At 72.6% G+C, this 12,352-nt stretch carries 9 protein-coding genes; 8 read left to right on the top strand and 1 reads right to left on the bottom strand.

Annotated elements, in window-relative coordinates:
• The first annotated feature begins 117 nt into the window (after nt 1-117).
• Nucleotides 118-3,093 carry an AfsR/SARP family transcriptional regulator gene (locus ACN27J_RS26685; RefSeq protein ID WP_421370405.1) on the top strand — a complete coding sequence of 992 codons (2,976 nt, stop codon included), beginning with the start codon at nt 118-120 and terminating at the stop codon, nt 3,091-3,093.
• A 19-nt stretch (nt 3,094-3,112) separates the two neighbouring features.
• Here the strand turns inward: ACN27J_RS26685 and ACN27J_RS26690 are convergent, their stop codons facing one another.
• Nucleotides 3,113-3,943: a hypothetical protein gene (locus tag ACN27J_RS26690; protein ID WP_421370406.1), complete on the bottom strand. Its 831-nt coding sequence runs from the start codon at nt 3,941-3,943 to the stop codon at nt 3,113-3,115.
• A gap of 188 nt (nt 3,944-4,131) precedes the next feature.
• Here ACN27J_RS26690 and ACN27J_RS26695 point away from each other — a divergent pair, with 188 nt between their 5' ends.
• From ACN27J_RS26695 to ACN27J_RS26725, 7 genes are all read left to right on the top strand, one after another.
• On the top strand, nt 4,132-4,716 hold the full coding sequence (locus tag ACN27J_RS26695; RefSeq protein WP_421370407.1) for a TetR/AcrR family transcriptional regulator: 585 nt from the start codon (nt 4,132-4,134) through the stop codon (nt 4,714-4,716).
• A gap of 37 nt (nt 4,717-4,753) precedes the next feature.
• A complete protein-coding gene (locus ACN27J_RS26700; RefSeq protein ID WP_421370408.1) occupies nt 4,754-5,935 on the top strand; it encodes an FAD-dependent oxidoreductase in 1,182 nt (393 codons plus the stop codon).
• A gap of 52 nt (nt 5,936-5,987) precedes the next feature.
• Nucleotides 5,988-7,247 carry a sensor histidine kinase gene (locus ACN27J_RS26705; RefSeq protein ID WP_421370409.1) on the top strand — a complete coding sequence of 420 codons (1,260 nt, stop codon included), beginning with the start codon at nt 5,988-5,990 and terminating at the stop codon, nt 7,245-7,247.
• A 74-nt stretch (nt 7,248-7,321) separates the two neighbouring features.
• Nucleotides 7,322-7,981, top strand: coding sequence for a response regulator (locus tag ACN27J_RS26710; protein WP_421372500.1), 660 nt, complete (start codon nt 7,322-7,324; stop codon nt 7,979-7,981).
• A gap of 96 nt (nt 7,982-8,077) precedes the next feature.
• Entirely contained in the window at nt 8,078-8,869 is a 792-nt protein-coding gene (locus ACN27J_RS26715; RefSeq protein WP_421370410.1) for an ABC transporter ATP-binding protein, read from the top strand.
• Between the two features lie 6 nt (nt 8,870-8,875).
• Nucleotides 8,876-11,467: an ABC transporter permease gene (locus ACN27J_RS26720; RefSeq protein WP_421370412.1), complete on the top strand. Its 2,592-nt coding sequence runs from the start codon at nt 8,876-8,878 to the stop codon at nt 11,465-11,467.
• A 201-nt stretch (nt 11,468-11,668) separates the two neighbouring features.
• Nucleotides 11,669-12,349 (top strand): lytic polysaccharide monooxygenase auxiliary activity family 9 protein, encoded by a 681-nt coding sequence (locus ACN27J_RS26725; protein ID WP_421370413.1) that lies wholly within the window; start codon nt 11,669-11,671, stop codon nt 12,347-12,349.
• Nucleotides 12,350-12,352 lie beyond the last annotated feature (3 nt).

Genomic DNA, 12,352 nt, shown 5'->3' on the forward strand with positions numbered 1-12,352 from the left:
ACACCCCCCGTCTATGGGTTCACCTACAGCCGGGTCCGCCGGCCGCTCTGGTTTGCCAGGATGGCGAGATGAGGGTGGATTTGCGGTACGCCGCCGACGCGATCGTCTGCGGTTGACATGGAATCCCTTCGTTTCAACCTGCTCGGCGTGGTGCGCGGCCGCCGGGGCTCCGTCGACCTCGACATGGGAAGTCCGCAGCAACAGGCCCTGCTCGTCGTCCTTCTCCTGCGGCCGGGTCAGGCGGTGAGCGCGGCTGTTCTGATGGAAGCACTGTGGGGCGACGACCCGCCGGTCACGGCGACGAAAAGCCTCCGTACGTACGCCTGGCGCTGGCGCAAGGTGCTGGAGAACGACGTTGCCGAGCCCCGGCTCCTGACGACCGTCGGCGACGGCTACCGCCTGGAGGTGCCCGAGGACGCGGTCGATGTGCGGTACGCCGAGGCGCTGGCCCGTCGCGCCCGCCGCGCCCGCCGGGCCGGCGACGCGAGGAGCGCCCGCACGATGCTGGCCGAGGCGCTTGCCCTGTTCAACGGCGAGCCGCTGGCCGGGGTGCCCGGACCGTTTGCGCAACGGCATCGTCGCCGGCTGAGTGAGCTGCACCTGGACCTGCTGGAGGCGCGTCTGGCGTTGGACATCGACCTCGGCCGCGCCTCCTGGTGCGTGCCCGAGTTGCGTGCGCTCACCGACGAGAACCCGCTGCGGGAAAGCCTTATCGTGTTGTTGATCCGGGCGCTGCACGCCAGCGGCCGGACGGGGGAGGCCGCTGCGGTATTCCCGGCGGCTCGCCGCAGAATCGTGGACCGGCTGGGGCTGGAACCCGGCGCCGAGCTTGCCGACGCCCACCGGCGGCTCCTGGCCAGCGAAGGGCCCGCCGCCCCGCCGATGCGCAGTGGAGAGCCGGCGCGCACCGAGGCGTCGCCGGGCGGTGAGGCGTCGGCGGGCAGCGACGTGCCGGTGCCGGTGCCTCAGCCGGCCCAGGTTCCGGCCAGCACCGCGGACTTTACCGGTCGTGAGGCGGTGGCCCGCCTGATGATCAACGCCCTGAGCCGGCCCGACCGCGACTCGTTGCCGATCGTCGCCGTTGTCGGCATGGGCGGCCTCGGCAAGACCACCCTGGCGCGACACGTCGCTCACCGACTCGGTGCGCACTACCCGGACGGTCAGTTGTACGCGGAGCTCAGGGGCGGTGACGCCAGGCCGGCATCGCCGCAGGACATCCTGGACGGTTTCCTCGCGGCACTCGGGGTGGAGTCCGTCCCGGACTGCCAGGACAGCAGGTCGGCGCTGTTCCGCTCGGTGACGCACGACCGCCGGCTGCTCGTGGTGCTGGATGACGCGCACAGCCTCGCCCAGCTCACCCCGCTGCTGCCGGGCGCCGCGACCTGCGGCGTCCTGGTCACCTCCCGGTCCCGGCTGGCCGGCCTCAACGGCGCCGTGTACGCCGATCTCGAGGTGTTCGACGAGGCCGAGGCGATGGAGCTGCTGAGCCGGGTGATCGGCCACGACCGGGTTGCCGCCGAGCGCGAGACGGCACGGGAGCTCGTGGTCGCCTGCGGATTGCTGCCGCTGGCGGTCCGCATCGTGGCGGCCCGGCTGGCCGCCCGGCCGGGCTGGTCGATCGGCATGCTTCGCGACCGGTTCACCGGGGAGCGCCGGCTGGGCACGTTGCGGGCCGGCGACCTTGACGTGAGCGCGACTTTCCTGGCCAGTTGGCGGCAGCTCACTCCGGAGCAGCAGCGTGCGCTGGTCCTGTTGGCCGTCACCGACATGCCGGACTTCGCGCTGCCCATCGCGGCGCGGATGCTGGACCGGCCCGAGTCGGACAGCGAGGACCTGCTGGAGGAGTTGGTCGATCTGGCGTTGCTCGAGTCGGACACCGCCGGGCGATACCACCTGCATCCCCTCGTGCGGTCGTTCGCCCTGGCCCAGGACATCGCCGCACCGGCCGGATCGGCCGAAGCGGCTGCATCGGCCGGATCGGTCGGGGAGATCGCCGCCTCCCGGGGGCGGCTGCTCGACGCTCTTCTCGGCACTGCGGTCAACGCGTTCCGGTGGGCTGCTCCAGGCGACCCGGTCGCCGTGACCCTGGCTTCGGACGGGGCCGCCGGGCAGCCGTTGGACAGCCTCGCCAGCGCCCGGCGCTGGGCTGCCGTGGAATTGCCGAACATCGTCGCGCTGGTCGGGCAGATGGCGGCCGGCGAGGCGGACCTTCTTCGTCGTTCGGTGGATCTGATGATCGCGATGTCACCGTTCGGGCCGGATCCACGCGCCGAACCGACGATCGAGTTGTTGTCCGTGTTGTGCGCGGCGGCGGACCGCGCCGGCGACGGGAAGGTGGCCGGGCGCGCGCACTTCCTGCGCGGCAACCTGGCGATGGCGGCGGTACGCCGCCAGGAGGCCGAGCGCGAGCTCAGGATCGCCGCCCGCCTGTGCGCCAAGTACGACGACATCGCGATCCTGCGGCAGGCGTTGGACACCCTGGGTCTGCTGGCGCTGCGTCTCGGTGACTACGACGGTGCCGTCACCAATTTCGAGGAGGCGATCGGTCTGGCCCGCTGGCTTCGCCACCGCACCGGCGAGTTCATGTCGATCGTCAACGCGGCACTGGCCGAGATCTATCATGGACGGTCTGTCGAGGCGGAGGCCACCTGCCGGGAAGCCCTGGACTCGTTTGATGATCAGTCGGACGACGACGCGACCGCGTACGCGTGGTATGTCATCGGGCTCGCGGTGTTCGACCAGCAGCGGTACGAGGACGCCGTGTCATGGTTCGGCCGGTGCCTCAATCTGTGTGTGTCGGCGGGTCTGCACGTGCGGGAGGCGAGGGCGCGCTACCGGCTGGCGGACGCCTTGCGGGAGACCGGCGAGCTGGAGCTCGCTCTCCGGCATGCCCGGCAGGCGGCCGGTCACTGCGAGCGGCTCAGTGACCAGCGAGATCAGGCCTACGCTTACGCGGTGCTCTCGCGGGTGCTGCACGCGCTCGGCGCCGACCAGGAATCCCGCGAACAGCTGATCCTGGCCCACGACCTGTTCACCGTGCTCGGCCTGCCGGAGGCTGCCGAGACCGGACGGCAACTCGCCCGGCGTCCCTGACCGGCCGCAAGCGACCGGGCTAGCCGCGCAGGACGACGGTGTCGAGTACGTCGAAGCGGGTCGGGGCGTCGCGACGGCTGCCGACCAGGAACGCCACCTCGCGGCCGGGCTGGCACAGCGGCCCCCAGAACTCGCCGGCCAGCGCGCGCCGCAGCGGCAGCCCGCAGTATCTGCGGCGACGCTGCTGAAAGGCCACCACGTCCCGGTCGCGCAATTCCTGTACGTGGCTGCGGCAGACCGGATGGTGGCAGTGGTAGCGGTAGGCGACGGTGAACGGCGGCCGGCGCAGCAGGTCGCGCACCACCGGGCGGAACAGGTCGGGCTCGGTGCGGCGCCAGGTGGCGGCGGACCAGCGTTCGGCGGGCGGTGCCACCGGGGTCCGGTTGACCCGCACGTAGCGCAGCTCGGCGACCCGGATCAGGGCCAGTGACTGGGCGTCGGGACGCCGCGCCGCCGAGTCTTCCAGGTCGCACATGGACCATTCGGCGTGTCGGTGCAGGATCGCGGCGCGTCCGCGCCACCGCCGGGCTTCGTGGCGGACCCGCAGGGTTGCGTCGTGGACCCGCCAACTCTCCGGGCGGGGGTCGTCCGGGTCCGGCTGGGCGACAGCCGTGACGATGTCGTATCGCCGTACGGGCGCAGCCTGGCTGAGCGGGTGGGCTGGGATCTCGTCGAACCGGATCCAGTGCTGGGGGCCGTCGAGGCGGAGGCCGACGAGGGTGGTCATCGCGCCGTGTGTCGCGGACGGCACCGGCGGGGTGACGCCGGTGACCAGTACCTGCATCCGGGTCGCACCGCTGTCCTTGCCCGGTGGTGGTTCGTAGTGTGGCGTCCGGTACAGCTCGCTCACGCACGCCTCCGGCCGAGGGGTAGCCATTGGTGATTGGGCGACTACTCATTGCGAACAGGGTTGCACGGGTGAGCCCTCGAATCCAGAGCTGATTTCGCGGACCGGGTTGGCGTGGTAACGTGTTGGGCATTCGCCCAATGCAAACGTTCAGGGCGAGCGCCCAGCGGCTGCTGCCCCGGAGGTGGGAGATGACGCAGACCGCCGCCGAACGCGGCCGGCAGGTGCGGGCCCGGCTGCGCGCCGCCGCTGTCGCGTTGATCGCCGAGCGCGGCTGGGCCGCCGTCAGCACCCGGCTCGTCGCAGACCGGGCCGGGGTCGCCCCCGGGCTGGTCCACTACCACTACGCCTCGGTGCGGGCGCTGCTGATCGAGGCGGCCACCGGCACGATGACCGACCTCGTCGGCGAGCTGGACACGCTGCTGACCGGGGCAGCCAGCCCCGAGGCCGGCGTACGGGCCCTGCTCGCCGCCCTCGACGGCTATTCCGGCACCGACCCGGCCTCGCTGCTGTTCGCCGAGGTGTACCTGGCCGCCGCCCGCGACGCCGAGTTGCGCCAGGTGCTGACCGGCATCCTCGACGGGCTGCGTGGCCGGACCGCCGACTGGCTGGCCGGCCACGGCGTCGCCGACCCGGCGGGCAGCGCCGCCGTGCTGGCCGCCGCCCTCGACGGCCTCATGCTGCACCGTCCACTGTCATCCGACCTCACCTCGGACGCGGTCGCCGGACCGCTGATCCGGATGGTCAACACCGACATCACCGACACCTCAGCATGAGCACCACCGACAACGCCACGACGGAAGGGGACCGACAGTGAAGGCGGTCATCTGCGGCGCCGGGATCGCCGGGCTGGCCCTGGCCCACCGGCTGGACGCCGCCGGATGGGCGGTGACCGTCCTCGAACAGGCGCCGGCACCGCGTACCGAGGGCTACATGATGGACTTCTTCGGGCCGGGCTACGACGCCATCGAACGGATGCGGCTGCTGCCGCAACTGCACGAGTACGGCTACCAGGTCACCGCGCTGACCTACCGGGACGACCAGGGCCGTCGGCGGGCCAGCCTCAGCTACTCCCGGTTCGCCGACATCGTCGATGGTCGGCTGGTCAGCATCATGCGTCCCGACCTGGAACGGATCCTGCGCGAGGCGCTGCCCGGCCGGGTTGCGCTGCGCTTCGGCAGCCGGCTGGCCCGCATCGACCACCGCGCCGACCGGGTCGACGCCACCACCGTCGACGGCATCGTCCACCGGGCCGACCTGCTGGTCGGCGCCGACGGCATCCACTCCACCGTCCGCCGGCTGACCTTCGGCGACGAACGGCACTTCCTGCGCCACCTCGGCTTCCACACCGCCGCCTGGGTGTTCGACGACCCGACGGCCCGCGACGCCGTCGGCGACGAGTTCGCCCTCACCGACAGCACCCGGCGCCAGCTCGGCTGCTACGTGCTGCGCGACGGGCGGATCGCCGTCTTCGCCGTGCACCGCACCACCGACCCGCAGCTGCCGGCCGATCCCCGGTCGGCCCTGCGCGAGGAGTACGCCGGCCTCGGCTGGATCGCTCCGCAGGCGCTCGCCGCCTGCCCACCCGCCGACGACATCTACTACGACCAGGTCGCCCAGATCGAGATGCCGGCCTGGAGCCAGGGCCGGGTGGTCCTGGTCGGCGACGCCTGCCAGGCGGTCTCCCTGCTCGCCGGGCAGGGTGCTTCGCTGGCCGTCGCCGGGGCGGAGACCCTGGCCGCCGAGCTGACCCGGGCACTCGACCCCACCGCCGGCGCCGACCCCGGCGTGCTGGCGATAGCGCTGCGCCGTTACGAGACCGCGATGCGGCCGGTCGTCACCGACAAACAGCAGGTGGCCCGGCGCGGGGTCCGCTGGTTCGTGCCGGAGCACCGCTGGTGGCTGCACGTGCGGCGGGCCGCGTTGGCCGCCGCCGGGCTGCCCGGCATGGACCGGGTGATCGCCGGAGCCATGGTCGGCAAGTCCAGCACCTGACCCGCGGCAACGGCCGCCGGGTCGGAGCACCTGACCTGGGTACGCTCGCAGCATGCCGGTGCCGACCCCGACCCCGCCGAGCTGGATGATCCGCGGCCGCGAGCTGCTGTTCGACCTGGCCATCGTCGCCGTCGTCGGTTCCGCGTCGGTGCTCGCCAACGGCCCGTACGGACTGACCGGCATCGGCCACGGGCTGCTGATGGCGGCCCCGCTGCTCGCCCGCCGCCGCTTCCCGGCCGCCACCTACGCCGTGGTCGCCCTGCTCGCCGCCGCCCAACTGCTCGCCGGGGACACCTTCACCCTGCTGCCGCACGACGTGGCGATCCTGATCGCGCTCTACTCGGTGGTCAAGTACGCCCGGCAGGCCTGGATCGGGTTCGCCGCCCTGGCCACCACCCTTTTCGGCGGCTTCACTGCCGCCGTCCTGCTCAGCCCGGCGGTGCAGTGGGACGACGGCAACGGGGCGTGGTTCGACCGGTACATCTTCCTGCTGGCCAGCTCGGTCGCCATCGGGGTGTGGCTGCTCGGCCTGACCGTACGGATCCGCCACCTGTACGTCCGCAGCCTGGAGGAGCGGGCCGCCACCGCCGAACGGGAACGGGACCACCTGGCCCGGATCGCCGTCGTCGAGGAGCGCGCCCGGATCGCCCGCGAACTGCACGACATCATCGCCCACTCGCTGTCGGTCATGATCGTGCACGCCGACGGCGGCCGGTTCGCCCTGGACCGCGACCCGGACCGCACCCGCAGCGCGCTGACCACGATCGGGGCCACCGGCCGGGAGGCGCTCGGCGAGATGCGTCAGCTGATCGACGTACTGCGTCATCCGCAGCGCTCCGCCGAGGCGGTGGTGGACCGTCCGCGCGGCAGCCTCGACCAGGTGGGCGAGGCGGTGGCCAAGGCGCGGGCCGCTGGGCTGGCTGTCGAGTTCACCGTGACCGGCACCGTGCCCGAGGTGCCCGACGGGGTGGCGCTCGCCGTCTACCGGATCGTGCAGGAGTCGCTGACCAACACCCTGCGGCACGCGGGGGAGCGGGCCCGGGCGCGGGTGGCGATCACGTACGCCCGGCAGGCCATCGCGATCGAGGTCGTCGACGACGGCGGCGGCAGCGCGGTCGCGGCGGTGCCGGCGCTGAGCAACGTCACCCCGCTGCCGGTGCCGGCCCGCGCGCTGCCCGCCGGCGGGCACGGGCTGGTCGGCATGCGCGAGCGGGTCGGACTGTACGGCGGCGAGTTCAGCGCCGGAGCGCGGCTTGACGGCGGTTGGCAGGTGCGGGCGTCGATCCCGCTGACCCTGGCGGCGGCGGCGTGACCAGCGCCCCGGGGGCCGGCGCGGCCGTGGCCGGCGACGCGGGGACCGGCGCGGCCGGGACCGGCGACGCCGCCATCCGGGTGGTCCTCGTCGATGATCAGGCCCTGGTCCGGGCCGGCTTCCGGATGGTGCTCGACTACTCCGGCGACATGACCGTGGTCGGTGAGGCCGGTGACGGCGCGGAGGCGCTGCGGCTGCTGCGTACCGTCGAAACCGACATCGTGGTGATGGACGTGCGGATGCCGGTCCTCGACGGCGTCGAAGCGACCCGCCGGATCTGCGCCGCCGGACCCACCCCCCGGGTGCTGGTGCTGACCACCTTCGACACCGAGGCCGACGCGTTCGCCGCGCTGCAGGCCGGTGCCAGCGGATTCCTGCTCAAGAGCGTCCCGCCGGAGGAGCTGCTCGCCGCGATCCGGGTGATCGCCGCTGGCGACTCGGTGGTCGCGCCGCGGATCACCCGCCGCCTGCTGGACCGGTTCGCCGGCCAACTCGTCGCCGCCGGGCCGGCGGCCCCGGCCGTGGACGGGCTCACCGACCGGGAACGTGAGGTGCTGCTGCTGGTCGGCCAGGGGCTGTCCAACGCCGAGATCGCCGGCCGGCTCACCGTCGCCGAGGCCACCGTGAAGACCCACGTCGGGCGGATCCTCGCCAAACTGGGGCTGCGCGACCGGGTCCAGGCCGTCGTCCTGGCGTACGAGACGGGTCTGATCCGCCCCGGCACTACGACTTGAGGCGTACGCCGGCGCGCGGCTGCGACCAGCGACGGACCCGCAAGTGACGCGCCACGGCGGACGCCGCGCGCCGCCCGCGTCCCTAGCGTTTCCGGCATGTCTTCGACCACTACGACCACGGCCGCGGCGGTCACCGCCACCGGCCTGACCAAGGTGTACGGCACCGGCGAGGCGGCCGTCACCGCGCTGGACGGTGTCGACGTCGCCTTCGACGCCGGCCGTTTCCACGCCATCATGGGCGCCTCCGGGTCCGGCAAGTCGACCCTGATGCACTGCCTCGCCGGCCTGGACCGGCCCACCGCCGGCTCGGTACGCGTCGGCGACGCAGACCTCACCCGGCTCGACGACCGGCGGCTGACGATGCTGCGCCGCGACCGGATCGGGTTCGTCTTCCAGCGCTACAACCTGCTGCCGACGCTCACCGCGGTGGAGAACGTCACCCTGCCGTTGTCGATCGCTGGCCGCCGGGTCGACGGTGACTGGCTGAACCGGGTGGTCGCCGCCGTCGGGCTCACCGACCGGCTCGGGCACCGCCCGGCCGAACTCTCCGGCGGGCAGCAGCAGCGGGTGGCCGTCGCCCGCGCGTTGATCACCCGACCGTCGGTGATCTTCGCCGACGAGCCGACCGGCAACCTGGACTCCCGCACCGGCGCCGAGGTGCTGCGCCTGCTGCGCGACGCCGTCGACCAGCTCGGGCAGACCGTGGTGATGGTGACCCACGACCCGCTCGCCGCGACCCGCGCCGACCGGGTCACCTTCCTCGCCGACGGACGTCGGGTCACCGACCTGGACCGGCCCGACGCCGACGCCATCCTCGACGTGATGTCCCGGCTCGACGGCACCGGTACCGGTATGTCCCGGCTCGACGGCACCCGCGTGGGTGGGTGAGGTCAAGTGCTGCGGCTCACCCTGCGTTCGCTGCGTGCCCACGCCAGCCGGCTGCTGCTCTCCTCGCTGGCGATCGTCCTCGGCGTCGGCTTCGTCACCGGCACCCTGATCTTCTCCGACGGGCTGACCGCCGCGACCGAGCAACGCGCCGGGCTGCTCGACCGCTTCGTCGACGTCGAACTGACCCGCGACTTCGACGTACCGGCCGGCGAGGCCGGCGCGCCGGACGTCGACGGCGAGGTGCTGCCGGCCACGCTCGTCGACGCTGTCCGTCAGGTCGACGGGGTCGCCGCCGCCGAAGGCACCTTCAGCTGGTACGGCGTCGGGCTGCTCGGCCCGGACAACCAGTCCATCCCCGGCCTGAACAACCTGGTCACCGTACCGGCGGACCCCCAGCTGGCCGGTCTGCCGCTGGCCGCTGGCCGGCTGCCGCAGCGGCCCGGGGAGGCGGTGCTCGACGCCCGGACCGCCGCCCGGCGGGACATCACCATCGGCGACCAGGTGCAGGCTGCCGTCACCGACCGGCAGCCGCGGCCGTACCAGGTGGTCGGTCTGGTCGACGTCGCCGGCACCGGCGTCGACTCCGGTGGCGCGCTGCTCGGCCTGGTCGACGCCGACGCCCGGCAACTCACCGGCCGCACCGACCTGGACCGGGTGCTGGTCGTCGCCGAGCCGGGCGTCGGCCAGGCCGAGCTGGCCGAACGGCTGCGTTCGGCCGTCGGCGGGTACGTCGCCACCCGCACCGGCGAGCAACTGCGGGCGGCGGCGCTGGACTTCACGGTCGGCAACGGCGAGCAGTTCACCCGGCTGCTGCTCGCGTTCGCCGCGATCGCGGTCTTCGTCGCCGCCTTCGTCATCGCCAACACGTTCACGATCCTGCTCGCCCAACGCACCCGGGAGACGGCGCTGCTGCGCCTCGTCGGGGCCACCCGGGTGCAGCTGTTCCGGGCCGGCGTCGTCGAGGCCGCCGCCGTCGGGTTGATCGGCGCGGTCTGGGGACTGCTGCTCGGGGTGGTGGCCGCCGCCGGGCTGCGCCAGCTCTACGCCGAACTGGGCAGCGGTATGCCGAGCGGTACGGTGGTCAGCCCGCGTACCGTCGTCGTCGCCTTGGTCTGCGGCGTCGGGGTCACCGTCGGCGCGGCGCTGCTGCCGGCCTGGCGCGGCACCGCCGTACCGCCGGTCGCGGCGCTGACCGACGCGGCGCTGACCGTCGCCCGACCGGTCGGCCGGGTGCGGCTCGGCGCCGGCCTGCTGCTGATCGTCGTCGGCGTGCTCGGGCTGGTCGCCGCCGGCCGGCTCGAGGACCTGCTGGTGGTGGTCGTTGGTGGGATCCTGACCTTTGTCGGTTTGGTGCTGGCCAGCCCGTTGATCGTGCCAGCGGTCACCCGGCTGCTCGGCCGACTGACCGGGTGGGCGGCCGGTCCGACCGCCCGGCTCGCCGTCGCCAACGCGGTACGCAATCCGCGTCGCGCCGCTGCCACCGCGATGGCGCTGGTGATCGGCATCGGGCTGGTGACGGCGTTCTCGGTCGGCGCGCACAGCGTCAAACGTGCCGTGGAGCGGGAGGTCGACGCCCGGATCGGAGCCGCCTTCCTGATTGAGTCCGATCTGGACCCGGTGCCGCCCGAGCTGATCACGCGGCTTCGTGACCTGCCGGAACTCGGCGTGGTGCTCGGCGGCGCCGAGGTGTACGGCGCTCCGGGCGGGTTCGACGTGGCCGCCGGCCACCCCGACCTGCTGGCCAAGGCGAAGCTGGCAGTGGCCGACGGGGACGTGCGGGACTTCGGGCCGGGCCGGGTGCTCGTCAACGAGGCGACCGGGTTCGCCGTCGGCGACCGGTTCCGGCTGGAACCCGTTCCGGTCGATCCCGCCGATCCCGCCGAGTCGGCTGACTCGGCTGACCCGGCCGAGCCCGTCGGCCCGGTCGGGCAGGCGCGCGACGTCGTCGTTGTCGCGGTCCTCGCCGACCCGAGCGGCGGCGACCAGTCGGCCACCAGCAGGGTGCTGGCCGTCGAGGAGGATGTCACCGCCGTCTACCCCGACATCGACACCTGGCTGGTGCAGCTCGACCCGGCAGCGGGCGTCGACGCCGAGGCCGCCCGCGAGGCGGTGGAGTCGGTGGTCGTCAGCTACCCGTTCGTGACGTTCGTCGACCGGGCGGCGTACGCCGAGGCGCGTACCGGCACCGTCGACACGGTGCTGCGGTTCGTGCTGGCGCTGCTGGCCCTGGCGATCCTCATCTCGCTGCTCGGGCTGGCCAACACCCTGACCCTGTCGGTGGTCGAACGGACCCGGGAGAACGCCCTGCTGCGGGCTGTCGGCGTGACCCGGGGCCAGCTGCGCCGGATGCTCGCCACCGAGGCGGTGCTGACGGCGGTCAGCGGTACGGCGTGTGGCATCGCGATCGGGGTGGCCGGGGCGGCGAGCGCGCTCGCCGTGCTCAACAGTGCCGAGGACGACATCTTCCGGCTGGACCTGCCGTGGACGCAGCTCGGGGTCGTCGTCGCGGTGGCGGCGGTCGCCGCGCTGGTCGCCTCGGTGCTGCCGGCCCGCCGGGCGCTGCGCCAGCCGGTCGTCGAGTCGCTGGCGGCCGACTAGGTCGGCGACTGTTGATCGCTGATTGCCAGATCAACGCTTTCCTGGATCGGGAACTGCCCGGAGTCGTTGCGGGGGCGGCTCCGGGCAGTCCGACAAAAACAGATATCTATAGACGATCATTGATATCCGGACCAATGGGTGCGATAGTCGGGTGGAAGCGCTCCCGCACCCGTATGAGCGCCCAGGAACGGAGGATGTACCGTGCGTTCACGCAACCTCGATCAACCCGGTCGGCGATCCCGACCGGCCGCCCGCCAGCCTGTTCGAGCGCTTGTTCTGCTGCTCGCCCTGGTGGCAGGCATGCTGCCGTTCACCGGCGCGGCGCAGGCTCACGGCACCATCGTCAACCCGGCGAGCCGCGCCTACCAGTGCTGGCAGGACTGGGGACACCAGCACATGAACCCGGCCATGCAGCAGCAGGACCCGATGTGCTGGCAGGCCTTCCAGGCCAACCCGGACACCATGTGGAACTGGATGAGCGCGCTGCGCGACGGACTCGGTGGCAACTTCCAGGGCCGCACCCCCGACGGGCAGCTGTGCAGCAACGCGCTGTCCCGAAACAACAGTCTGAACCAGCCCGGACAGTGGAAGAAGACAAACGTCAGCCGCAACTTCACGATCCAGTTGTACGACCAGGCCAGCCATGGCGCCGACTTCTTCCGGGTCTACGTGAGCAAGAACGGGTTCAACCCCGCTACCCAGCGGCTCGGGTGGGGAAACCTCGACTTCATCACCCAGACCGGCCGGTACGCGCCGGCACAGAACATCAGCTTCAACGTCTCGACCTCCGGCTACACCGGACACCACATCGTCTTCGTGATCTGGCAGGCGTCCCACCTCGACCAGGCCTACATGTGGTGCAGTGACGTGAACTTCGTCTGATCG

The sequence above is a fragment of the Solwaraspora sp. WMMB762 genome, assembly GCF_049179115.1.
Classification (GTDB): Bacteria; Actinomycetota; Actinomycetes; order Mycobacteriales; family Micromonosporaceae; genus Micromonospora_E.

Coding starts and splice junctions, on each gene's coding strand:
- ACN27J_RS26705 (WP_421370409.1), top strand. CDS start 5,988: ATGCCGGTGCCGACCCCGACCCCGCCGAGCTGGATGATCCGCGGCCGC.
- ACN27J_RS26715 (WP_421370410.1), top strand. CDS start 8,078: ATGTCTTCGACCACTACGACCACGGCCGCGGCGGTCACCGCCACCGGC.
- ACN27J_RS26685 (WP_421370405.1), top strand. CDS start 118: ATGGAATCCCTTCGTTTCAACCTGCTCGGCGTGGTGCGCGGCCGCCGG.
- ACN27J_RS26695 (WP_421370407.1), top strand. CDS start 4,132: ATGACGCAGACCGCCGCCGAACGCGGCCGGCAGGTGCGGGCCCGGCTG.